The sequence below is a fragment of the Martinezella sp. CNPSo 3795 genome (assembly GCF_057784475.1).
Genome location: NZ_JBXSOQ010000003.1, coordinates 547,077 through 568,475, shown reverse-complemented (window position 1 = coordinate 568,475; position 21,399 = coordinate 547,077). Strand labels below are relative to the sequence as shown.

Here is a 21,399-nt window from a genome sequence, read left to right as displayed (position 1 = left end):
CGCCACGCAGTTCTTCCGCCGCGTTGACGCCAATCCTCCTCCCCTTAACCTTTGGATCGCAGGTAAGCGCCGCGCTCGAGTTCGGCGCGATTGGTCGCACTGCGCAGCCGCAGCAGGTCTTTGCGGGCGATGAGGCCGACGAGGCGGCCGGTCTGTGGCTCCACGACCGGAACACGTCCCGTATCCGCCTGGATCATGATATCGGCGACGCGTCCCACCGTATCTTCGGCATGGGCAACCGGAAGAGACGTATCCGAGATCACGTCATAGAGCGATTGATCCATGAGTTCCGGTTCGCTCTGCCAGCGCAAGGCATCAGCGCGCGAGATCATGCCGACGAGGCGGCTATTCTCCCCGACGACGGGATAGAAGCGATGCGCATCCGGCCGATCCGTCATCTGCGCCAGCGCTTCCGACAGGCGCATGGAGGCTGGCAGTGTGTCTACCTCGGCGATCATGATGTCGCGGGCACGGGTCAGCTCGAACGGGTCGATGCCGTATTCGCGGGTAATGTGCTGGCCACGCCTTGCGATCTTTTCCGTCAGAATCGATCGCTTCAGCAGAAGGACAGTGACGGCATAGGACGCGACCGTTGCCGCAAGCAGCGGCACCAGCGAATTCGTGTCACCCGTCAGCTCGACGGCGAAGAAGGTGCCCGTCAGCGGAGCACGCATCGTGCCGCCCATCATCGCCGCCATGCCGAGCATCGCCCAGAAGCCGGTATCGCCTGGCAGGGCAAGGCCGACGAGCCAGCCGAGCGCGCCGCCGAGGATGAGCAGCGGCGCCAGGACGCCGCCCGAGGTGCCGGAGGACAGCGCCACGAGCCAGATGCCCGCCTTGACCAGTAGGATTGCCAGAACGGCCCCGACGGCGATGCGGCTATGCAGGAGATCGGCGATGATGTCGTAGCCGACGCCCAGCGCGCGTGGCTCGATCAGCCCACCGAGCCCGACGACGAGGCCGCCGAGTGCGGGCCACCACATCCAGTGGATCGGCAGCTTCTCGAAGGCATCCTCGATCTTATAGAGCAAAGTCGTCAGCAGGCCGGATTGCAGGCCGGAGACGATGCCGAGGCCGGCGGCGAGCAGAATGCCCCACCAGGAGAGCGACATCTCGAAATGCGCGGGGAAGAGTGCGCCTCCGCCGATCAGCAGCGGCCGCCAGGCGACCGAAACGCAGGCCGCGACCGCGACCGGAATGAAGCTGCGCGGCTTCCATTCGAAGAGCAGCAGTTCGACGGCAAGCATGACGGCCGCGATCGGTGTGCCGAAGACCGCGGTCATGCCCGCCGCGGCGCCGGCGACAAGCAGGGTCTTTCTCTCGGCGGCGCTCAGATGGAAGAGCTGCGCGAAGAGCGAGCCGATGGCGCCGCCGGTCATGATGATCGGACCTTCCGCGCCGAACGGCCCGCCGGAACCGATCGAGATCGCCGATGACAGGGGCTTCAGCACTGCCACCTTCGGCGACATGCGGCTGCCGCCGATCAGGATCGCCTCGATGGCTTCTGGAATGCCGTGGCCGCGAATCTTTTCCGAGCCGAAGCGTGCCATCAGGCCGATGACGATGCCGCCAAGAATGGGAGCGGCAACCATCCATGGCGAGCGTGCCACAGTGGCGAAGGAGAGCGGCTCGGTGCTGATCTTGAACAGCCAGACGGCGTTGCTGACGAGCGCGATGAGATTGATGAGTACCCAGGCGGCGAAGGCGCCGCCGGTGCCGACGACGAGCGCCATGGCGATCAGAACCAGGACGCGCTTGTCCGTGGTGAAATCGCCATTGTCCTTGCGGGAGGCCCCGCCGGAGAAATCGTGATTGTGACTTGGTTGGATTGACGTGTCCTGCATGGGAGGCCTTCTGCGCCAGAGCATTTCCGCTTTTCTTCGAAAAGCGAAAGCACTCCATCTTCCTGTTCTTACGCATCCCGAACGGAAAACCGCTGCGCACTTTTCCTGGAATGCTCCAAGCGTGCGGGCTGTCCTTCAGCCGCTCCCCGCTTCGAGATGGCAAATATATCGTAATGCGATATAAATCAACTCAAGCGCATTGCGATCTGCAAGATTCGTTTTCGGCGCTTTTGGTCCTTGATCCGGAGCATGCGGTTGCCGCAAAACCGCTGAAGATTTTGCGCGACATGCTTTAGGACCGCGAACAGCGGCAATGAGGACGATTTGATGGTGCGACGTGTGGATGAAGCTCTTTCGCAGGCTGACTATGAGGCGCTGGCGACGCTGCGCTACACCCTGCGCAAGTTCATGGATTTTAGCACGTCGGCCGCGCAGGAGGCAGGCCTCCCGCCGCAACAGCATCAGGCGCTGCTGGCGATCAAAGGCAATGGAACGGCCGAGGCGATGACGATCGGCATGCTCGCGGAAAAGCTGCTGATCGCACCGCATACGGCGACGGAACTTGTGGGGCGCCTGATCGACGGCGGCTATGTCACCCGCCATCCAGATCCAACGGACAAGCGCCGGCAGACGCTGCAGTTGGCGGAAAAGTCCGAAGAGGTTCTGCAGACATTGAGCTCGATCCATCTGGTCGAAATCCGTGAGATGGCGCCTCGGCTGATCGAGATCCTTACGCAGCTTCAGGCCGGCGTTCGCAGCGACTGAGGGCGCCATTGCCCGGTGATACCGGCATTGGCGCAGGGCGATTATTGGCCGAAACGGATGCCACCGTCGCAGATCAGCGTGTGACCGCTGGTGAAGCCGTTACCGATCAGGAAGGCGATGGCTTCGGCGATCTCCTCAGGGCGGCCGACACGGCCAACGGGCGTGCGGGCTGCAAATCCGGCGAAGGTCTGCTCCCTCTGCTCCGCGGTGAAATCCCACCAGGGAGTATCGACGACGCCGGGCGACACACAATTTACCCGGATCGGCTTGAGCTCGACCGCGAGGATCGGCGCGAGGGCGGCTATGGCGGCATTGATGGCTCCGAGTCCTGCGGTTCCGGGCATCGCCGCCTGTGCCGAGACGGCAGAGACGAAGGTGATGCTGCCTTGCTTCGAAAGATGCGGAAGGCAAGCCTGGACACAGGCGAAATGCGCCATGGTCTTCTGTTCGAAGCCTTTCCTGAGATCGGCGAGGTCGACCGTGGCGAAAGGGCCGGCGCCATTGCCGCCACCCAATGCCAGGACGAGATGATCGACCGGTCCGATTGCCTGGAAGGCCTCGGCGAGGCCGGCAAAGTCAGCAGCATCCATGGTCACGGTGGCAATATCGCCGGTGAGGCTTTGCCCGGCTGCCTGAAGTTTGGCGGCATCGCGACCCGTGATGGTGACATGATAGCCTTTTTCGAGAAGATGGGCGGCGGTCGCAAGACCGATGCCGGAGGAGCCGCCGATAATAGCGACGTGTTGAGACGACATGCGTGTCTCCTTTCGAGGACAGAGAGTGGTGGGAGTGTGTGGTTCAGGCGAGGCCGGAAAGGCTTTGGCTGAGTGTTCGCAGGCGCTGTCGCGCCGTTGCGTCATAGGCTTGAGCAGAGGCGCGGGATGGGCGCAGTCCGTCGTAATAGAGGCCGGAGTGTCCCTCCAGGGCGCCGCCGGCGGCCAGATTGAGGATGGCATCCGCCCCTTGCTCGACGGAGCTTATCGGTGAAACGCCTGCCTGGCGCACCATGGTCGTGTCCATATAGGTCGCGGGGTGCAGGCAGTTGGCGGTGATGCCGGAGCCGGCAAGCTCCTCGGCGAGATCGAAGGTGAACATGATCTGCGCCAGCTTGCTCTGGCAATAGGCGCGCACTCCGCTATAGCCGCGCGTCAGCATGACATCGGAGAAGTCGATCGCCTGCTGGCCAACAGAGGATACATTGACGATGCGGGCGGGAGCACTTGCCTTCAACAGAGGCAGGAGCCGGTGCGTCAGCAGGAAGCCCGCGAGATAATTCACCGCGAAGCGCAGCTCGTATCCGTCTTGGCTTACCTGGCGTCCGCCGCCGCCGCCGCTGGTACCGATGCCCGCATTGTTGATCAGAACATCGAGGCGATCGATGTCGCGCTCGATGGCGTCGGCGAGGATGCGAACCTCTTCCAGCGAGGAAAGGTCGGCGAGATAATAGGCCGCTTTGCCGCCCTTATCCTGGATGCGGGAGACCAATTCTTCCGCGCGGGTCCCGTCGCGGCCGTGAACGATCACCGTCGCGCCTGCCGCTGCCAGTCGTTCCGCAACTCGGCGCCCGACACCATCCGTCGAGCCTGTAATCAGGACCGTCTTGCCGCTCATATCCATAGCAACCGCCTTCTCATTGTCTGCATGATGATATGTGGCAGCTTGCGGACGCGGCAAACAGTTCTGACTTTATCCTAGTATTGATCCTGCTATGATAGGGCATGACCATCAATCAGAGCCAGACCATCCTCGAAGCCAGGCGTCGCGAGTTCGGCGCCTTTTTGCGCTCGCGTCGGGAAAAGCTGACGCCCGCCGGCGTTGGACTTCCGGAAGGGTTCCGGCGGCGCACGCCGGGACTCAGGCGCGAAGAAGTGGCGCTTCTGGCCGGTGTCGGCACCACCTGGTACACATGGCTGGAACAGGGCCGGGACGTCCGCCCTTCTGCAGAGGTTCTATCGGCGCTGGCCGATGCGCTGCGGCTCGATCCGGTCGAGCGGCGGCATCTCTTCACCCTCAGCGATCGGCCGTCTATTGATATTCCGTCGCGCGGGCCTGAGGAGGTACCGGCCGCGCTGGTTCGCATGCTTGCGAGCCTTACCGGCCAACCGGCCTATGTTCTTGGCAGGCGTTGGGACGTGCTCGCCTGGAATGCGGCCGCCGTCGCGCTTTTCGGCGATTATGCCTTATTGCAGGGGGATGCGCGCAACAGCGTCCATCGGGTGTTCACCGATCCTGCGCATCGGCAGCTTCTTGTCGATTGGGAGATCGTTGCGGCGAATTCGCTGGCGATGTTTCGCGCCGACAGTGCCCGTTATGCCGGCGATCCCGATTTCGAACGGCTGATCGCCACCTTGACGCAGGCAAGCCCCGAATTTCGTGCGTGGTGGCCGAGACAGGATGTGTTGCGGCCGCTGACAGGTCACAAGCGGCTGCGCCATCCGGAGGGCGGCTTGATGACATTCGAATATACTGCGCTTGCCGTCATGGACCGTGCCGACATGAAGCTGGTGGTTTATACACCGCTCGAAGAGGACGGGACGAGCGACAAGCTGAAACGACTGTTGGGCCGCGCCGGCGCAGCCTAAATCCAGCTTCCTCCGAACCCAACCATTTCTCTTAGCCTTCCAGATCGTTCTTCAGCTGATGGAGAATGGAGAGGGCATGGCCGGCATAAGCGCTGATCCAGCGATCATGGATTTGCTTGATCGGCAAGCTGTTCAGATGGTTCCAGCGCTCGCGTCCTTCTTTCCTGGCAATCACGAGGTCTGCATCCTCAAGCACTTTCAGGTGCTGCATCACGGTGCAGCGGTCCATATCCGTGAAAGCCTCACAGAGCATGCCTGTCGTGCGTGGCGCATCCTTGAGCATGTCCAGGATTTCGCGCCGGCGACGATGCGCAAGGGCCTTGAAAATGAGGTCGCTATCCGATTCGTTTGACATGTTATATTTTTATAACATAATAGGGTCATTCGCAATGGAGCGATAACGACAGACAAACAGTGGAGGAGATGCCATGACATTGAATGTTCGGATTTCAGGACGGATCGGCCGCAAGGTGGATGAAGTCTTCGATGCTGTCGTCAACCCGAAGAAGCTTTCGAGCTATTTCACTACCGTCGGCGGGGCCAGCGCGCCCCTGGTGGCGGGAACGACCGTCATCTGGTGGAAGAACGCCCCCGTCGAGGTCAATGAAGTGGAGGCCAACAAGCGCATCGTCCTGCACTGGGAAGGCGGCACCGGCGAGGACGGCGTCCGTTACAGAACCAAGGTGGAGATGACCTTCGACGCGCTTGACGATGGCGGCACGCTTGTCATCATCGAGGAATCGGGTTGGCGGGAGGATGAGGCCGGCCGCCGCGGCACCTATCTGAACTGCGAGGGCTGGACGCAGATGCTCTGCTGCATGAAGGCCTTCGTCGAATACGGTATCAATCTGCGCGAAGGGTTCTTCCTCAGCGAGATGCGCGGCGAACCGGCGGAAGCGCCCGATCGCTGAATTCCGGCAAATCCTTATCGACGGTCACCGCCGTCCCGATCCCTTTCCCGGCTATCAGTCAGTGGCCCGGTGCCGATTTTGGTGCCGGGCCTATCTGTTTCCGGATTCAGCCACTCGGAAGTACGGTTGATGGCATGCGATGGATATCCATCTCACGTTGTAGTAGGCTTTGGATAATCGGAAGAAGGGCAGCGGCGGCGGCGAGGGCGCTCAGGACGGGATGGGAAGATCACTTTTGTGTGTGGATAAGCTCAAAAGCCGAGTGAATGACAAAATCCTTTAAATAATAACAGATTCATTGCAGCAGGGACGGGGCCTGCGCCAAAATTGCCTAAATTCAGAAGGATGGGAGCGCGCGTCACAACGGGCTTGTCGAAAGAAGTGTATACGGCAATTCGAAGACGCGTCGTCGATATTACTGAATATCCGAACAGTCGGAACCGGCGAAGATCATTAAAAACAGGTAGAGCATGTCGAGCCCAATCGATCTGGAAAATGCCGATGAGGAATTGGAAGAACGTGGCGGTATCGTCGGTCTGTTGAACCGCTACCGGGCGCTGATCGTCGCTCTCCTCACTGTGGCCGTCTTCTGCATCGCCGCCTATGCGATCTACGACCTGACGACCGAGGTGCGCTATGACGACGTCGTCCATGCCCTGACGACAACGAAGATCTCCTCGGTGCTGCTGGCGCTGCTGTTTACCGGTCTGAGCTTCGCCTCCCTGATCTTCTACGACCAGAATGCGCTCGAGTATATCGGCAAGCGGCTGCCGTTTCCGCATGTGGCGCTGACCTCCTTCAGCGCCTACGCGGTCGGCAACACGGCTGGTTTCGGCGCGCTCAGCGCCGGTGCGATCCGTTACCGTGCCTATACCCGGCTCGGGCTGTCGCCCGACGACATTACCCGCGTCATTGCTTTCGTCACGCTCGCCTTCGGTCTTGGCCTGGCTGCCGTCGGTGCTATCGCGCTTCTGGTCATCGCCGACGAGATCGGTCCGCTGATCAGCGTCGATGGCTTGTGGCTGCGGCTGATCGCCATCGCCATTCTCGCGGCGCTCGCCTTCGTGATCTATGCCGGCCGCAACGGCCGCGAGGTGCGCATCGGGCCGGTCGAAGTTCGGCTGCCGGATTCGCGCACTTGGTCGCGGCAGTTTCTAGTCACCGCATTCGATATCGCGGCCTCGGCCTCCGTGCTCTATGTGCTGCTGCCGGAAACCTCTATCGGATGGCCCGGCTTCTTCGCCATCTATGCCATCGCTGTCGGCCTCGGCGTGCTCAGCCACGTTCCGGCCGGCTTCGGTGTGTTCGAGACGATCATCATCGCCTGGCTCGGCAGTTCCGTGAATGAGGACGCCGTTCTGAGCTCGCTGGTTCTTTATCGCGTCATTTACAACGTCATCCCGCTCGTTATCGCGATCGCCGCGATCTCGGTGGCGGAGCTGCGTCGTTTCGTCGATCATCCGGTGGCTTCCAGCATGCGCCGCATCGGCGCGCGCGTCATGCCGCAGCTCTTGTCGGCCTTCGCGCTGTTGCTCGGCATGATGCTAGTCTTCTCGAGCGTCACGCCGACGCCGGATCAGAACCTGATCGTGCTGTCCGACTATCTGCCGCTATCGCTGGTCGAGAGCGCGCATTTCCTCTCGAGTCTTCTCGGGCTGACGATCATCGTGGCCGCGCGCGGTCTCAGCCAGCGCCTGGACGGCGCCTGGTGGGTGTCGAGCTTTTCGGCGCTGCTTGCTCTGTTCCTGTCGCTGCTGAAGGCCATCGCCATCGTCGAAGCGGGATTGCTGGCCTTCTTTGTCTTCAGCCTCGTCGTCAGCCGCCGCCTGTTCAAGCGGCCGGCCTCGCTGCTCAACCAGACGCTGACGGCCGGATGGCTGACGGCCATTGCCGTCATCTGCATCGGCGCGATCGTGGTGCTGTTCTTTGTCTATCGCGATGTCGGATACAGCAATCAGCTCTGGTGGCAATTCGAATTCGCGGACGAGGCGCCGCGCGGACTTCGCGCAGCCCTTGGTATTTCCATTCTGTCCTCGGCGATCGCGATCTTCAGCCTTCTGCGCCCGGCGACGAAGCGCCTGGAGCCCGTTACGGACGATGCGGTAACGCGTGCCGTCGAAATCGTCCGTAAGCAAGGCGTGGCCGATGCCAATCTGGTGCGCATGGGCGACAAGAACATCATGTTCTCGGAAAAGGGCGATGCCTTCATCATGTACGGCAAGCAGGGCCGTTCGTGGATCGCGTTGTTCGATCCGGTCGGCCCACGTCAGGCGTTGCCCGATCTGATCTGGCGTTTCGTGGAGGCCGCACGCGCGGCAGGTTGCCGCTCGGTGTTCTACCAGATCTCGCCCGCACTTCTGTCCTATTGCGCCGATGCGGGCCTGCGTGCCTACAAGCTCGGTGAATTGGCCGTGGTCAATCTTGCCAATTTCGAGCTCAAGGGCGGCAAATGGGCGAACCTCAGACAGACGGCGAGTCGCGCGGTTCGCGACGGACTAGAATTTGCCGTTATCGAACCTCAAGATATACCTGAAGTCATGGATCAGCTTGCCCATGTGTCCGACACATGGCTTGCCGATCACAATGCCAAGGAAAAGAGCTTCTCGCTTGGCGCGTTCGATCCGGACTACGTGTGCTCGCAGCCGATCGGCGTGTTGAAAAAGGATGGTAATATCGTCGCTTTTGCGAATATCCTGATGACGGAGACCAAGGAGGAGGGCTCCGTCGACCTGATGCGTTTTTCGCCCGATGCCCCGAAGGGTTCGATGGATTTTCTGTTCGTGCAGATCCTCGAATACCTCAAGGGCCAGGGCTTTCAGCGTTTCAACCTCGGCATGGCACCGCTATCGGGCATGTCGAGACGGGAATCGGCGCCGGTTTGGGATAGGGTCGGGGGGACTGTCTTCGAACATGGCGAGCGGTTTTATAATTTCAAAGGGCTTCGTGCCTTCAAATCCAAGTTCCATCCCGAATGGCAGCCGCGTTACCTGGCTGTTTCGGGAGGTGTAAGTCCAATAATCGCGTTGATGGATGCCACATTCCTCATCGGGGGCGGACTTAAGGGGGTCGTGAGGAAATGATCTTGAAATACGCAATGTCATTGGCTTTCGCATGCATGGTGTCGATGGGCCTGCTGGTGTCGGGTCCGGCACGCGCGGAAGCCGACGATGCCAAATACGATCTGGGCATGATCCCGGCTCCGCACATCATGCGCCCGCAGGGCAAGGTTTCGAACGAAGTCGTACTGATTTCCGATCTCGCCGGCTGGGGCGACAAGGAAAAAGCGGTTGCCGACAAGCTGGTCGCCAACGGTTCGCTTGTGATCGGTATCGACTATCCGTCCTTCCTGGCTTCGCTCAACAAATACGATGTCAGCCAGAATGACGGCTGTATCTATATCGTCTCGGATTTGGAGTCGCTCAGCCAGCAGGTGCAGCGGTCCTTTGCCGACAGCACCTACCAGCTGCCTATCATCGCCGGTGTCGGCGCCGGTGGTGCCATGGCGCTGACGATTGCCGCGCAGACCCCCGATGCGACAGTTGCCGGTACGCTGGCCGTCGATCCGACCGCGGGCATCGCGCTGAAGCAGGAGCTTTGCACGCCGGCCGAGAAGAAAACCGATGGCGACATGGTGTCCTTCGGCCTGCAGGAAGGCGCCTTGCCGAACCCGATCCTCGTGACGTTCACGGCCAATGCGCCGAAGGACGGACGCGACCACGTCGAGGAGATCCAGAAGGACCATCCCGAAGTCCAAACCACGAATTCGGACAATGCAGACACCTATGCGACGCTTGAGGCATCGCTCGCCGACCTGATGAAGACGATCGACAGCTCCAAGTCGCCGCTTGGGCTGCCCGTCGACATCATGGAAACGACGCCGACCGAAGATACGCTTGCAATCGTCTATTCGGGCGATGGCGGCTGGCGCGACATCGACAAGGAAGTGGGCAGCTATCTGCAGGACCAGGGCATTCCGGTCGTAGGCGTCGATACCCTCCACTATTTCTGGACCGAGAAGGACCCGCAGCAGACTGCGAACGACCTCGGCCGGATCATCGATTTCTACACCAAGCGCTTCAAGGTCAAGCATGTGGTGCTGGTCGGCTATTCCTTTGGCGCCGATGTGCTGCCGGCGAGCTACAATCGCCTGCCACAGTCTGAAAAAGACAAGATCGTACAGATGTCGCTGCTGTCCCTGTCGCAGAAGGTCGACTACGTGATCTCGGTCATGGGCTGGCTTGGTGCTTCGAGCGAGGGTAAGGGCGGCAATCCCGTCAACGACCTCAAGTCGATCAATCCGAAAATGGTGCAATGCGTCTATGGTAAGGATGACGACGAAGATGTTGCCTGCCCGCTGCTGAAGGGCACTGGCGCGGAAGTCATCGCCATGGATGGCGGTCACCATTTCGACGACGACTATGAGGCGCTGGCGAACCACATCATCAATGGACTGAAGAGCCGCCTCGGCGAATAATTGCAAGCGGCGCGCGGCATGTATCATTGCCGCGCGCCCTTTCTCATCTTTCCCCACCGTCTCCAGCCGACTTTCTCGAGCGTCCTGTGCAGCATTTATTTGCTTCTTTCCACGGCTGCCGTTAGTCGAGAAGGGCATATCATGAGCGCCGCGTTTGCCGCAGGTGCTCACCGTCTCATCCAGAAAGGTCCGCCCTTGTCCGCCGCAACGAATTCTGCCTTCACCAAGACCTTTTCCGGCTTCCTGTTCGACATGGACGGCACGATCATCAATTCGATTGCTGCCGCCGAGCGCGTCTGGGGCAACTGGGCTCGCGCTCAGGGTCTTGATGTCGAGAAGTTCATGCCGACAATGCATGGCAAGCGCGGTGTCGATACGATCGGCCAGTTGAACCTGCCTGGTGTCGATCCGGTCGCAGAAGCGCTGAAGATCACCGAAGCCGAGATTGCCGATGTCGAGGGCGTGATCGCGCTGCCAGGCGCCGTCGATTTTCTTGCATCGCTGCCGCCGGAGCGCTGGGCAATCGTTACCTCGTCGCCCTATCGGCTGGCGCTGGCGCGGCTGGACGCGGCCGGGATCCCGGTTCCGCGCTTCATGGTCACCGCCGAAGACGTGAAGGTCGGCAAGCCTGATCCGCAGGGCTATATTCTCGGCGCCCAGCGCCTTGGCCTCAGCCCTTCGGAATGCCTGGTGTTTGAAGATGTCTTGGCCGGTGTCAAGGCTGGCGAAGCGGCCGGTGCCGACGTGGTGGTCATCACGGCGACGCATTCGCATCCGATCGAAACCGATCACACGATGCTGCGAAATTACGAAAATGTCCGCGTGCATGTGGATGGCGACGGAAAATTGTCGATCATCCGCAAGGATTGAAAGAGCGGACTTCCTTCTGCGACGGCTGGATGTCGCTTTCGCGCTTTGCAACGGGCGGCCGGCTCATTATGTTTTCGTGATATCATAGATATTTGCGAAGATCCGATGAGCCTCAAAGAGCTGAAAGCCCAATATCGCAGCGAGCGCCTGGCGGCGCGAGACGCTATTCCAGCGGAAGATCGTATCGAAAAAGCCCTCGCGATGGCGACGCATGGTGGCCAGGCAATCGATGTCGGGCCGGGGGAGATCATCTCCGGTTTCCTGCCGATACGTTCCGAAGTGGATATAAGGCCGTTGATGGCGCGGTTGCGGGAGCGCGGCGCGCGGCTTTGCGTACCTGTCATTCTTGATCGCAACACCATCGTCTTTCGCGAGCTTGTTGCAGGCGCGCCCTTGGTTCCGGTCGGATTCGGAACTTTTGGACCGGGGCCTGAAGCGGCTGAGCTGGACCCCGATGTCATGCTGGTGCCGCTTTCCGCTTTCGACAGGACCGGTCATCGTATCGGCTACGGAGCGGGTCACTACGACCGCGCAATCGAGCGTTTGCATCAAAAAGGCCTGAATCCGCGGCTGATCGGCATTGCATTCGATTGCCAAGAAGTGCCATCAGTGCCGGCTGAGCCGCATGACGTCCGTCTTGACGCGATTTTGACCGAGAGCGGGCTCAATTTCGTTTCGGAAGTGATTGGATAGCGAATGCGGCTGCTTTTTCTGGGAGATATGGTCGGCAAGACGGGACGGACCGCGGTGTGGGAACGCCTGCCGGGCCTCGTATCCGACCTGAAGCTCGATTTCGTCATCGTCAATGGCGAAAACGCCGCCGGCGGCTTCGGTATCACCGAGGATATCTTCCTGGAAACGATCAATGCCGGCGCCGATGTCGTGACGACCGGCAACCATGTCTGGGACCAGAAGGAAGCTGTCGTTTTCTGCGAGCGCCACGACCAGTTCCTGCGCCCCGCCAACTATCCGGCCGGCACGCCCGGCCGCGGCTCCGGCCTCTATTATGCGCGCAACGGCGCTCGCGTTCTTGTCGCGAACATCATGGGTCGCGTCTTCATGCATCCGGAGTTGGACGATCCCTTCAAGTCGGCCGAGGCCATTCTCGATGCCTGTCCGCTGAAGGAACAGGCCGATGCCATCGTCTTCGATTTCCATGCGGAGGCGACGAGCGAAAAGCAGTGTTTCGGCCACTTCGTCGATGGCCGTGCGAGCTTCGTCGTCGGCACACATACGCATGTGCCGACTGCGGACGCGCAGATCCTGAACGGCGGCACCGCCTATATGTCGGATGCCGGCATGTGCGGCGATTACGATTCATCGCTCGGCATGGAGAAGGAAGAGCCGCTCAACCGCTTCATCTCGAAGATGCCGAAGGGACGTTTCGAGGCGGCTTCGGGGCCTGCCACCATCTGCGGCGTCGGCGTCGAGATCTCCGACGCAACTGGACTGGCGGAAAAGATCGCACCGCTCCGGCTTGGCCCAAGGCTTGCGGAGACCATTCCGGACTTCTGGCGCTGATCGCTGCACTAGAGCCGGATGATTTTAGGTCAGGTCGACCTAAATCTGAATCCGCTCTAGAATCAAACAAGTAGAGCGTGATGTCGTCCGAAAACCGCATACACTTTTCGGCATCACGCTCTATAATTCATCATCACCATATGATGACGCGATTGTGAGCAATCTTGTCTGATTGCCGCTGGACCCATTTCCGGTCATGCCGCATCCTTCGGTCACTATCTGGCTTGAGGGGATGGCATGTTACAGCGATTTCCTGTCTTTGCCGCGTTTTTCCTGGCGCTGATTTTTTACTGGAGCGCGGCTGACGCCCAGCAAAAGCCTTCTCGTCCGCAACCCAGCCAATGCCAGGCGATCGCGCAATCTCTTCCGAGAGCAACTTTCGCCAGCTTTTCTTCTCCCGGTCCGACGCTCGCCGATGATCCCGTTAATGGCGACGTGAAGATCACCTTCCTTGGCCATGCCACGCTCTTCATCGAAACGCCAGGCGGCGTTTCTATCGCCACGGATTATAGCGGCACCTATCCGCCGCCTTATACGCCTGAGGTCGTGACGATGAACAAGGCGCATCCGAGCCACTACACGCTGACGCCGGACCCGGCGATCAAATATGTGCTGCACGGCTGGAGCGACACGCCGGGGGAGCCGGCAAAGATCCGCATGACCGTTGGCGATACATTGATCCGCAATGTCGTCACCGACATTCGCTCCTGGGGCGGCGGCATCGAAGCCAATGGCAATTCGATCTTCATCTTCGAGGTGGCTGGTCTCTGTATCGGCCATCTCGGGCATCTGCATTTCGAACTCACCGACCAGCAATATGCGGAGATCGGCCGGCTCGACGTGGTGATGGTGCCGGTCGATGGCGGCCTGACCATGGGGGCCGACAGCATGAGCCGCGTGGTGAAAAGGCTGCGTTCCTCGTTGATCCTGCCCATGCATCGCTGGGGTCCACCGGTCGATCAGTTTCTCGCCCTGTTCGGTCCCGACTTCGACGTCGCCTATGCTCCGACCCCGAGCGTCACGGTCTCGGTGAAGAGCTTGCCGCACAAGCCGCTGATCTATGTGCTCAAGGGGCTTTGACCATCGCGATCACTTTTGAGATCTTCTCGATCGCGACCGCTCTCCATCCCCATTATCCGGCTTTTCACTTGAATGAAGGCCGCTTCGCTCTTATAAGGCGGCCATTCCCAACAAAAGACGTGAACAGGGGTGCCATGGCTGGCCATTCACAGTTTAAAAACATCATGCACCGCAAGGGCCGTCAGGACGCGGTGCGCTCGAAAATGTTCTCGAAGCTGGCGCGCGAAATCACGGTCGCTGCCAAGACGGGTCTGCCCGATCCGGCCATGAACGCGAGCCTGCGTCTGGCGATCCAGAACGCCAAGGCGCAGTCGATGCCGAAGGACAACATCGATCGTGCCATCAAGAAGGCTTCCGGTGCCGACACCGAGAATTACGATGCGATCCGTTACGAGGGCTATGGTCCGGGCGGCACGGCGATCATCGTCGAAGCGCTGACTGACAACCGCAACCGCACGGCGTCCAACGTCCGCTCGATCTTCACCAAGGCCGGCGGTGCGCTGGGCGAAACCGGTTCGGTGTCTTTCTCCTTCGATCACGTCGGCGAAATCACCTACAAGCCTTCCGCCGGCGATGCCGACAAGGTCATGGAAGCGGCGATCGAGGCCGGTGCCGATGACGTCGAAAGCGACGAAGAAGGCCATGTGATCATCTGCGCCTTCGAATCCCTCGGCGAAGTTGCCAAGGCGCTCGAAGCGACACTCGGCGAAGCCGAAACCGTCAAGGCGATCTGGCGCGCGCAGAACAACGTGCCGGTCGACGAAGAAAAGGCCCAGTCGCTGATGAAGCTCATCGAAAACCTGGAAGACGATGATGACGTCCAGAACGTCTATTCGAATTTCGAAGTTTCGGACGAAGTTCTGGCCAAGCTCTCCGCCTGATCCTTTGTAGTTATTCAAAAAAGCCGGCTGCAGCGATGCGGCCGGCTTTCTGCGTTATGGGGCTGTCGCGCGGATAAAATCGTCGCGGAAGGTGGAGAGATCCGATGCGGCGACATCGGAGACCGCCCAGAAGACCAGCCCATCTGCATGCCATTCGGCGAAATTATAACCATCCTTCTCGGCATTGGTTTTGGCTCCCGCAGCACCGGGCCAGATGAAGAGATTGATGACATGGCCATGCCGGCGATAGATCAGTGCCGCCACCACCCGGCCGTCGAGATAATCCACCCTGCCGCCGACGAGAGGGAAGCCCTGTGTGGCGAGATCGACCACGGGCGGGGAGAAATCGATTTTGCCGTTGAACCATGGTTTGACCGTGTGCTGGTCCGAGGTCAGCACGTCGGTCAGGTGATCTGCGAGCATCGAGCGCACATGGCTTGCGAGAAGCTGATCTTCGATCGTCTGGCTCTGCTGCGGAAGGTTCAGTACCAGCATGAGGCTGACGGCGAGAACGGCAAGCGAGGGCACGAAGCTCCATTCGCGAACCAATCGCCAAACGCGCTGCCATGGGCTCTCCGTTTGGCTCGGGGCTCCGGTTGCACGCCTCATCATGGATTGCTCCAGCGTGAGTGCCGCCTGCACGCGGGCATGGACGGTATCAGGCGCTTGCCATTTCACACCCTCGCGCGCGGAAAGACGCTTGACCATCATGGCATTCTCCAACTCGCCGGCGCAGTCCCGGCAGGTCGCCAGATGCGCCTCGAAACGGGCAGTATTGGCCGCGTCCAGTTCGCCGTCGATGAAGCCGTGCAGCAGCTCGTTCCACTCGCCGTGATCATTATGGTCTCCGCCGCTCATCGTGCCGCCTCCGGTCCTTCGAGGCTATGCCAGACTTCACCGAAATCGCGGCGGGCGCGGGCAAGGCGCGACATGACGGTGCCGATCGGTGCGTCGATGATCTCGGCGATTTCCTTGTAGGAGAGATCTTCGAGTTCGCGCAGAACCAGAACCTCGCGCATGGCATCAGGCAACCGGTTGATGACCTCGCGCACCCGCTGCGTTTCCGACTTGCGGATGAAGGCGGCCTCGGGCGTGTCCTCTTCGGAGGCAGGATCAGGAGAGGACAAGCCCTCATCCGAATCCCGTTCGTCCGTCATCGGCTGCTCATAGCGGCTCTTGCGCCGCCCCTCCTGCAGCCAGGCGTGATAGCAGTTGCGGACGATGGTGAAGGTCCAGGCGCGGGCATCGCCATCGCGAAAGCCGCCAAAGCCGCGATAGGCGCGCAGATATGCCTCCTGCACGATATCCTGCGCGGCATCGGCGTCGCGGCTCAGGAAACGCGCAAAATTATAGGCGGCGTCGAGATGCGGGATGATCGTTTGTTGGAAGCGGCGCATGCTCTCGTCAGGCGAGACGATCACACGTTTCAATGGCGCCGCGCCGGCAGTGGATTGAGCGACCGCCATCTGGACGGCGTGATTGCCGGGCTTCGCCTCGGCAATGAAACGACGCAGGCGAGCCAGAAATCGCGCAAACCTGCTGATCGCGGTGTTTTGCGGCGAGTGCCATGTCCATGGGTGGAGCTGGCCGCCGAGCGTTATCGAACTCACAAGTCGGGCGTCTGTCATCATGATCCCCGCAAAACGCCGATACCGACTGTAAGCTTCGGATAAGGCGCTTGCAATGTTGCCTGAGAGGCTAGATCGCGCTCGCGCGGGTTTTATTCCCGGTCGGATGAAAAAATTCAACGCGAGGGAATGCGGAATGTCCGTCATCCCATCCGTCCAATCTCCCGCCGCTAAAATAATCGAATGAATTTCAATGGCTTGCAAGAAATCTTCGGTCGAGGGGGAATAAGCGCTCATCACCATCGATCTTCTTCCTCAGCGGACGGCCGCAGTCGCTTGCGACCTCCGCCTGGCCCGAAAAGCCATAACCCTGAGGAGATATTGCGATGTTTGATATGACCCGCCGCGCCGTGCTCGGCACGGCTGCAGCTGCGGCAGCCTTCGGGCTGTCGTCGAAGCTCGAATTCATCCCGCAAGCCTTTGCCGCCACGCCGCTGGAGCCGACGGTCGGCTTCTACAAATACAAGGTCGGTTCGATCGAGGTCACAGCCATCTATGACGGCATCTGGCGCAAGCCGCACGATCCGGCCTTCATCAAGAATGCTTCCGTCGAAGACACCAAGGAAGCGCTTTCCAAGGCCGGTCTCACCACAGACTTCATGCCCATTCCGCTGACCGTCGTCGTTCTCGATATCGGTGGACGCAAGATCATGATGGATGCCGGCTCCGGTGTCGGACAGTGGCAAACCAATGCCACGCATCTACCGGCCAACATGGCTGCCGCCGGCATCGACTACAAGAAGATCGATACGATCATGATCTCGCATTTCCATCCCGACCACGTCTGGGGCCTGATGGAAAAGGGAACGAATGCGGCCGTCTTCCCGAATGCCGAGCTGATCGTCAACGCGGCCGAATACAACTGGTGGACCGATCCCGGCCGTGTCGACAAGCTGGCGGAGGGCCGCAAGGAGGCCGGCCGGCGCATCGCCTCCGTCTTTCCGACATGGAAGAACTGGAAGCTGGTCGACGACAATGCCGAAGTAGTGCCGGGCGTGCATATGCTGGCCGCTTACGGTCACACGCCCGGCCATTCGGTCTTCCTCATCGACGGCGGCAGCGAACAGCTGATGGTCTCAGCCGACATCATGTATGTGCCGGCGCTGCTTGCACCTCATCCAGAATGGGAAGGCGCCTACGACCAGGACGGCCCGATGGCCGTCGCCACCCGCCGCAGGCTGATCGATCGCGTCATTGCCGACAAGATCAGGATTTGCGGCTCGCACTTCCCATTCCCTGGCTCCGGCACCTTCGTCAAGGACGGCAATGCGTACGGCTTCATCCCCACCATCCAGGCCTGAGCGGCCAGAAAGAGGAGCAACTACCATGTTCAGACATGCCATTTTCGGGATCGCCGCCTTGAGCGTCGTCGCCATCCTGCCTGCCGCAACGGCAGGCGTCGCCTTTGCCGTCGATAATATGGAATCGACCGATGCACCGGACCTGACCTCCGTGCGTGCCAAGATCGACGCGAAGGACTATGCCGGCGCACTCGCCGAGCTTCGCGATATCGCCGAGGAGCATCAGCAGGCTGATGTCTACAATCTGATGGGCTTCGCCCTGCGCAAGACCGGCGATTTCAAGACGTCGCTCACCTACTACACCAAGGCTCTCGAGTTGCAGCCTGATCACAAGGGCGCGCACGAATATCTCGGGGAGCTCTATGTCGAGACCGGCGACATGCCCAAGGCCCGCGAGCAGCTGGCAACGCTGACCAAGCTTTGCCCTAGTGGATGCGAGGAGCTTGAGGATCTGACCAAGGCGATATCAGCCAAGGCCAGCAACTGAGGCCCGATCTCCATCGTTCCGGCGGCATTTCCCTTTGACCATGTCTTGGAGGTGCTGCCGGGGATGATCGGAGCTTCGGTGAACTTATCACGGGAAGGAGAAAGGTCATGGAATTCGAAGAGGAGAATGCCATTCTGGTCAACTTCGCCGATATGGCGCTGCTGTTCGGCCGCATCCTCTTATCGCTGCTCTTTCTGGAAGAGGGTATCGAACTTGCCAGCAATTTTGACGTTGCGTTGGAGGCCATGGCCAAGCTTGGCGTCACGGCTCCCATCGCGATTGCCACCATCGTGCTGCAACTTGGCGCCGGCTTTGCCATTGCGTTCGGGTTGATGACCCGCCTGGCGGCATTCGGTTTGGGCCTGTTCTGCTTGTTGACGGCGCTGCTCTTTCACACGAACTTCGCCAGCCACAACGAATTGCTGCATTTCGAAAAGGATCTGGCGATCGCGGGCGGTATGTTTGCTCTGATCGTCGCCGGCGCCGGCAAGCTGTCGCTCGACATGCTCATCCGGCGTCATTGGAAGACGAGGCTCGTGGCTTGAGCCCGTCGATTATCCGGTGAGCCGCGTACAGGGGATCGGCTTACCGGACAGACTGCGCGCCTTCGAAAGTCAGGAGACCTTCTTGAAGCTCGGAAGCGTTGCGAAGAGTTCCACGGATTTCAGCCGTGCTTCGATGTCATGGATCGGCATCGAAATGATCACTTCATCGGCTTCGGTGTCCTTAATGAACTGCGAAATCTTCTTTTCGGCCGTCTCAGGCGAACCGATGACGGCATAGCGCAGCGTATTTTCCACATTCAGTTTTTCCATCGGCGTCCAGAAATCATCCATGTCACGGCGTGGGCGCGGGAAGGGGCCACGCACGTTGCGGCGGAGATTGACGAATTGCTGCTGTGCGGAGGTGAAGTGATATTGCGCCTCGTCATCCGTATCCGCCACAGCACCCATCGCGCCGACCATGACATAGGGCTTGTCCAATGTGGCCGAAGGCGTGAAGCGCTCGCGATAGATGGCGATGGCGTCCATCAGGGCTTCCGGTGCAAAATGCGAGGCGAAGGCGTAGGGGAGACCGAGCATGGCGGCGAGATGGGCGCTGTAGAGGCTGGACCCGAGCAGCCAGATAGGGATGTTGGCGCCATGGCCGGGAACGGCGAGGATGATCTGGTTGTCGTCGGCTGGGCTGAAGAGATGCTGTAGTTCGACGATGTCCTGCGGGAAGCTCTGCGCGCCGGCCTCGATATTCCGCCGCAGCGCTTGCGCGGTGCGCATGTCGGTGCCCGGTGCGCGCCCAAGGCCAAGATCGACGCGGCCGGGAAACAGTGCTTCCAGCGTGCCGAACTGTTCGGCAATGACGAGCGGCGAATGGTTCGGCAGCATGACGCCGCCCGAACCGATGCGGATGCGCGAGGTTGCCGCGCCGACATGGCCGATGACGACCGATGTCGCGGCGCTGGCGACACCCGGCATGCCGTGATGCTCGGCGAGCCAGAATCGGTTGTAACCAAGTTCTTCCGCCTTCTGCGCCATGCGCTTCGAACTCTCGAAGGACTGGCTGATGGTGCTGCCTTCGGCAACGGGCGAAAGATCGAGGATGGAAAAGGGGACCATGGCAAGAAACCTGCGTGGTGGAAGGGAGGGTCGCTAACACATGTAGGAGCGCGAGTTCCTCATTCCAAACCCTGACGCCGCAATTTCGTCACGATGTTTGCAGCGCGGCTCCGGCAACCCAATCCAGGCCTTGTTTTTGTTTTGTTCACATTTTGCTGGCACATGTGAGGCCTGAAAGATAGGGTGACCCATGCAGAATACGATTCGCATCATCGGCATCGATCCGGGCTTGCGCCGCACCGGCTGGGGTATCATCGATACGCTTGGCAATTCCCTGCGCTTCGTGGCGTCGGGGACCGTGACCTCGGATGGCGATATGGATCTCGCATCCCGCCTTTGCCAGCTTCATGACGGGCTCGCTGATGTCGTTCACAGCTACAAGCCGGATGAGGCTGCCGTCGAACAGACTTTCGTCAACAAGGATGCGGTGGCGACGCTGAAGCTCGGCCAGGCGCGTGGCGTCGTCATGCTGGTGCCGGCACGCGCCGGCCTGCCGGTGTCGGAATATGCGCCAAATGCGGTCAAGAAGGCCGTCATTGGCGTCGGCCATGGCGAAAAGCAGCAGATCCACATGATGCTGAAGATCCTGATGCCCAAGGTCGAGTTCAAGGGTAATGACGCCGCGGATGCGCTCGCCATTGCTGTCTGTCATGCCCACAACCGCGGTGCCAGCCGGCTGCGGCAGGCGGCGTTGGCAGGATAGTTTGTTCTTGACTTGTTCTTATGGTAATGATAATTCTTACTCTGTAATTGGAGAGTAAGAATGCGTGTGACATCCAAGGGACAGGTGACCATCCCCCGCGACTTGCGTCAGTTGGCTGGCATAGAGCTCAATAGCGAGGTCATATTCTCCATCGAGGATGGAAAGCTGGTTGTCTCGCCCAAGAACGGCAAGCGAGAGATCGAGGATCGGCAGCGGCTCGATCGGTTCATGGCTACCCTCAAGCGCCTGGAAGGCACCGGTGATCAGGATATCGACGCCGAAGCGCTGATGTCGATGACGCGTGACCGGTAGGCATGGTCACCATCGTCGACACAAATGTGTTGGTTGACCTGGCGATATCTGGTTCAGCCTGGCACGGCTGGTCCAGTGGGCAGGTTCTTTCCGCTTTCAAGCGAGGACCGGTGGTTATCAATCCCATCATCTATGCGGAATTCTCGGTGCGTTATAGCAGCATGGATCAAGTGGATGAGCTGCTGCCGCAAAGTGAATTTCGCCGTGAAAGCCTTCCCTGGCCAGCAGCATTCGCCGCAGCGGCGGCTTTTAGGGTCTATCGCCAGGCTGGCGGTGGGAAAGAGCACATTCTTCCAGACTTTCTGATCGGAGCACACGCTGCAGTGCGGGGCTACTCTATATTGACGCGAGATCCCAAGGGCTACCGCTCCTACTTCCCCTCCCTCGACCTCATCACCCCAGAAACCCATCCCTGACGGACATTATC

At 60.2% G+C, this 21,399-nt stretch carries 23 protein-coding genes; 16 read left to right on the top strand and 7 right to left on the bottom strand.

Going from position 1 to position 21,399, the window contains the following annotated elements:
* Window positions 1-44 precede the first annotated feature (44 nt).
* Window positions 45-1,844 carry a chloride channel protein gene (locus AC13QY_RS12490; protein WP_269245049.1) on the bottom strand — a complete coding sequence of 600 codons (1,800 nt, stop codon included), beginning with the start codon at window positions 1,842-1,844 and terminating at the stop codon, window positions 45-47.
* 327 nt (window positions 1,845-2,171) lie between these two features.
* Between AC13QY_RS12490 and AC13QY_RS12485 the strand changes: the two genes are divergently transcribed.
* Complete coding sequence (locus tag AC13QY_RS12485) at window positions 2,172-2,609, top strand: MarR family winged helix-turn-helix transcriptional regulator (RefSeq protein WP_488486943.1); 438 nt, start codon at window positions 2,172-2,174, stop codon at window positions 2,607-2,609.
* Between the two features lie 41 nt (window positions 2,610-2,650).
* On the opposite strand, the gene AC13QY_RS12480 is transcribed toward AC13QY_RS12485, so the two are convergent.
* Together AC13QY_RS12480 and AC13QY_RS12475 are read right to left on the bottom strand one after the other, a co-directional pair.
* Complete coding sequence (locus tag AC13QY_RS12480; RefSeq protein WP_488486944.1) at window positions 2,651-3,364, bottom strand: SDR family oxidoreductase; 714 nt, start codon at window positions 3,362-3,364, stop codon at window positions 2,651-2,653.
* A gap of 43 nt (window positions 3,365-3,407) precedes the next feature.
* Window positions 3,408-4,226, bottom strand: a complete 819-nt coding sequence (locus tag AC13QY_RS12475; protein WP_488486945.1) for an SDR family NAD(P)-dependent oxidoreductase — start codon at window positions 4,224-4,226, stop codon at window positions 3,408-3,410.
* A gap of 101 nt (window positions 4,227-4,327) precedes the next feature.
* Between AC13QY_RS12475 and AC13QY_RS12470 the strand changes: the two genes are divergently transcribed.
* Window positions 4,328-5,191 carry a helix-turn-helix transcriptional regulator gene (locus AC13QY_RS12470; protein ID WP_488486946.1) on the top strand — a complete coding sequence of 288 codons (864 nt, stop codon included), beginning with the start codon at window positions 4,328-4,330 and terminating at the stop codon, window positions 5,189-5,191.
* A 31-nt stretch (window positions 5,192-5,222) separates the two neighbouring features.
* Here the strand turns inward: AC13QY_RS12470 and AC13QY_RS12465 are convergent, their stop codons facing one another.
* Window positions 5,223-5,546 (bottom strand): ArsR/SmtB family transcription factor, encoded by a 324-nt coding sequence (locus AC13QY_RS12465; protein ID WP_113330363.1) that lies wholly within the window; start codon window positions 5,544-5,546, stop codon window positions 5,223-5,225.
* Window positions 5,547-5,619: 73 nt separating this feature from the next.
* On the opposite strand from AC13QY_RS12465, the gene AC13QY_RS12460 reads away from it, so the two are divergent.
* From AC13QY_RS12460 to AC13QY_RS12425, 8 genes are all read left to right on the top strand, one after another.
* Window positions 5,620-6,102 (top strand): SRPBCC domain-containing protein, encoded by a 483-nt coding sequence (locus AC13QY_RS12460; RefSeq protein ID WP_069611848.1) that lies wholly within the window; start codon window positions 5,620-5,622, stop codon window positions 6,100-6,102.
* 470 nt (window positions 6,103-6,572) lie between these two features.
* Window positions 6,573-9,182: a bifunctional lysylphosphatidylglycerol flippase/synthetase MprF gene (mprF, locus tag AC13QY_RS12455; protein WP_113330362.1), complete on the top strand. Its 2,610-nt coding sequence runs from the start codon at window positions 6,573-6,575 to the stop codon at window positions 9,180-9,182.
* Entirely contained in the window at window positions 9,179-10,576 is a 1,398-nt protein-coding gene (locus AC13QY_RS12450) for a virulence factor (protein ID WP_113330361.1), read from the top strand. The genes mprF and AC13QY_RS12450 overlap by 4 nt, the downstream gene beginning before the upstream one ends.
* A 141-nt stretch (window positions 10,577-10,717) precedes the next feature.
* Entirely contained in the window at window positions 10,718-11,446 is a 729-nt protein-coding gene (locus tag AC13QY_RS12445; protein WP_233788673.1) for an HAD family hydrolase, read from the top strand.
* A 105-nt stretch (window positions 11,447-11,551) separates the two neighbouring features.
* Window positions 11,552-12,139, top strand: a complete 588-nt coding sequence (locus AC13QY_RS12440; protein WP_113355153.1) for a 5-formyltetrahydrofolate cyclo-ligase — start codon at window positions 11,552-11,554, stop codon at window positions 12,137-12,139.
* 3 nt (window positions 12,140-12,142) lie between these two features.
* Window positions 12,143-12,967, top strand: coding sequence for a TIGR00282 family metallophosphoesterase (locus AC13QY_RS12435; RefSeq protein ID WP_069611843.1), 825 nt, complete (start codon window positions 12,143-12,145; stop codon window positions 12,965-12,967).
* 237 nt (window positions 12,968-13,204) lie between these two features.
* Window positions 13,205-14,047: an MBL fold metallo-hydrolase gene (locus tag AC13QY_RS12430; RefSeq protein WP_488493548.1), complete on the top strand. Its 843-nt coding sequence runs from the start codon at window positions 13,205-13,207 to the stop codon at window positions 14,045-14,047.
* 134 nt (window positions 14,048-14,181) lie between these two features.
* Window positions 14,182-14,928: a YebC/PmpR family DNA-binding transcriptional regulator gene (locus AC13QY_RS12425; RefSeq protein ID WP_069611841.1), complete on the top strand. Its 747-nt coding sequence runs from the start codon at window positions 14,182-14,184 to the stop codon at window positions 14,926-14,928.
* Between the two features lie 54 nt (window positions 14,929-14,982).
* Here the strand turns inward: AC13QY_RS12425 and AC13QY_RS12420 are convergent, their stop codons facing one another.
* Both AC13QY_RS12420 and AC13QY_RS12415 read right to left on the bottom strand, forming a co-directional pair.
* Window positions 14,983-15,786: an anti-sigma factor family protein gene (locus tag AC13QY_RS12420; RefSeq protein ID WP_113355148.1), complete on the bottom strand. Its 804-nt coding sequence runs from the start codon at window positions 15,784-15,786 to the stop codon at window positions 14,983-14,985.
* Complete coding sequence (locus AC13QY_RS12415) at window positions 15,783-16,556, bottom strand: sigma-70 family RNA polymerase sigma factor (RefSeq protein ID WP_488493547.1); 774 nt, start codon at window positions 16,554-16,556, stop codon at window positions 15,783-15,785. The genes AC13QY_RS12420 and AC13QY_RS12415 overlap by 4 nt, the downstream gene beginning before the upstream one ends.
* A 326-nt stretch (window positions 16,557-16,882) precedes the next feature.
* Between AC13QY_RS12415 and AC13QY_RS12410 the strand changes: the two genes are divergently transcribed.
* The 3 genes from AC13QY_RS12410 to AC13QY_RS12400 all read left to right on the top strand — a co-directional run bounded on the left by AC13QY_RS12410 (window position 16,883) and on the right by AC13QY_RS12400 (window position 18,889).
* Window positions 16,883-17,857: an MBL fold metallo-hydrolase gene (locus AC13QY_RS12410; RefSeq protein WP_113389147.1), complete on the top strand. Its 975-nt coding sequence runs from the start codon at window positions 16,883-16,885 to the stop codon at window positions 17,855-17,857.
* 25 nt (window positions 17,858-17,882) lie between these two features.
* The gene (locus AC13QY_RS12405) at window positions 17,883-18,344 is read left to right on the top strand and encodes a tetratricopeptide repeat protein (protein ID WP_488493546.1); all 462 of its coding nucleotides are present in this window, start codon (window positions 17,883-17,885) and stop codon (window positions 18,342-18,344) included.
* Window positions 18,345-18,451: 107 nt separating this feature from the next.
* The gene (locus AC13QY_RS12400) at window positions 18,452-18,889 is read left to right on the top strand and encodes a DoxX family protein (RefSeq protein WP_113421503.1); all 438 of its coding nucleotides are present in this window, start codon (window positions 18,452-18,454) and stop codon (window positions 18,887-18,889) included.
* A gap of 69 nt (window positions 18,890-18,958) precedes the next feature.
* Here AC13QY_RS12400 and AC13QY_RS12395 read toward each other — a convergent pair whose 3' ends face one another.
* Window positions 18,959-19,957, bottom strand: a complete 999-nt coding sequence (locus AC13QY_RS12395; protein ID WP_113330354.1) for an LLM class flavin-dependent oxidoreductase — start codon at window positions 19,955-19,957, stop codon at window positions 18,959-18,961.
* Between the two features lie 190 nt (window positions 19,958-20,147).
* On the opposite strand from AC13QY_RS12395, the gene ruvC reads away from it, so the two are divergent.
* The 3 genes from ruvC to AC13QY_RS12380 are packed head-to-tail and all read left to right on the top strand — an operon-like array spanning window position 20,148 to window position 21,388.
* Window positions 20,148-20,660, top strand: a complete 513-nt coding sequence (ruvC, locus tag AC13QY_RS12390) for a crossover junction endodeoxyribonuclease RuvC (protein ID WP_015340996.1) — start codon at window positions 20,148-20,150, stop codon at window positions 20,658-20,660.
* 60 nt (window positions 20,661-20,720) lie between these two features.
* Entirely contained in the window at window positions 20,721-20,972 is a 252-nt protein-coding gene (locus tag AC13QY_RS12385; protein WP_069611835.1) for an AbrB/MazE/SpoVT family DNA-binding domain-containing protein, read from the top strand.
* A 2-nt stretch (window positions 20,973-20,974) separates the two neighbouring features.
* A complete protein-coding gene (locus tag AC13QY_RS12380; protein ID WP_113330351.1) occupies window positions 20,975-21,388 on the top strand; it encodes a type II toxin-antitoxin system VapC family toxin in 414 nt (137 codons plus the stop codon).
* The last annotated feature ends 11 nt before the right edge of the window (window positions 21,389-21,399 follow it).

Coding starts and splice junctions, on each gene's coding strand:
- AC13QY_RS12485 (WP_488486943.1), top strand. CDS start 2,172: ATGGTGCGACGTGTGGATGAAGCTCTTTCGCAGGCTGACTATGAGGCG.
- AC13QY_RS12400 (WP_113421503.1), top strand. CDS start 18,452: ATGGAATTCGAAGAGGAGAATGCCATTCTGGTCAACTTCGCCGATATG.
- AC13QY_RS12445 (WP_233788673.1), top strand. CDS start 10,718: ATGAGCGCCGCGTTTGCCGCAGGTGCTCACCGTCTCATCCAGAAAGGT.
- AC13QY_RS12420 (WP_113355148.1), bottom strand. CDS start 15,786: ATGAGCGGCGGAGACCATAATGATCACGGCGAGTGGAACGAGCTGCTG.
- AC13QY_RS12440 (WP_113355153.1), top strand. CDS start 11,552: ATGAGCCTCAAAGAGCTGAAAGCCCAATATCGCAGCGAGCGCCTGGCG.
- AC13QY_RS12480 (WP_488486944.1), bottom strand. CDS start 3,364: ATGTCGTCTCAACACGTCGCTATTATCGGCGGCTCCTCCGGCATCGGT.
- AC13QY_RS12430 (WP_488493548.1), top strand. CDS start 13,205: ATGTTACAGCGATTTCCTGTCTTTGCCGCGTTTTTCCTGGCGCTGATT.
- AC13QY_RS12380 (WP_113330351.1), top strand. CDS start 20,975: ATGGTCACCATCGTCGACACAAATGTGTTGGTTGACCTGGCGATATCT.
- AC13QY_RS12450 (WP_113330361.1), top strand. CDS start 9,179: ATGATCTTGAAATACGCAATGTCATTGGCTTTCGCATGCATGGTGTCG.
- AC13QY_RS12395 (WP_113330354.1), bottom strand. CDS start 19,957: ATGGTCCCCTTTTCCATCCTCGATCTTTCGCCCGTTGCCGAAGGCAGC.
- AC13QY_RS12465 (WP_113330363.1), bottom strand. CDS start 5,546: ATGTCAAACGAATCGGATAGCGACCTCATTTTCAAGGCCCTTGCGCAT.
- AC13QY_RS12385 (WP_069611835.1), top strand. CDS start 20,721: ATGCGTGTGACATCCAAGGGACAGGTGACCATCCCCCGCGACTTGCGT.
- AC13QY_RS12470 (WP_488486946.1), top strand. CDS start 4,328: ATGACCATCAATCAGAGCCAGACCATCCTCGAAGCCAGGCGTCGCGAG.
- AC13QY_RS12475 (WP_488486945.1), bottom strand. CDS start 4,226: ATGGATATGAGCGGCAAGACGGTCCTGATTACAGGCTCGACGGATGGT.
- ruvC (WP_015340996.1), top strand. CDS start 20,148: ATGCAGAATACGATTCGCATCATCGGCATCGATCCGGGCTTGCGCCGC.
- AC13QY_RS12490 (WP_269245049.1), bottom strand. CDS start 1,844: ATGCAGGACACGTCAATCCAACCAAGTCACAATCACGATTTCTCCGGC.
- mprF (WP_113330362.1), top strand. CDS start 6,573: ATGTCGAGCCCAATCGATCTGGAAAATGCCGATGAGGAATTGGAAGAA.
- AC13QY_RS12460 (WP_069611848.1), top strand. CDS start 5,620: ATGACATTGAATGTTCGGATTTCAGGACGGATCGGCCGCAAGGTGGAT.
- AC13QY_RS12405 (WP_488493546.1), top strand. CDS start 17,883: ATGTTCAGACATGCCATTTTCGGGATCGCCGCCTTGAGCGTCGTCGCC.
- AC13QY_RS12425 (WP_069611841.1), top strand. CDS start 14,182: ATGGCTGGCCATTCACAGTTTAAAAACATCATGCACCGCAAGGGCCGT.
- AC13QY_RS12415 (WP_488493547.1), bottom strand. CDS start 16,556: ATGACAGACGCCCGACTTGTGAGTTCGATAACGCTCGGCGGCCAGCTC.
- AC13QY_RS12435 (WP_069611843.1), top strand. CDS start 12,143: ATGCGGCTGCTTTTTCTGGGAGATATGGTCGGCAAGACGGGACGGACC.
- AC13QY_RS12410 (WP_113389147.1), top strand. CDS start 16,883: ATGTTTGATATGACCCGCCGCGCCGTGCTCGGCACGGCTGCAGCTGCG.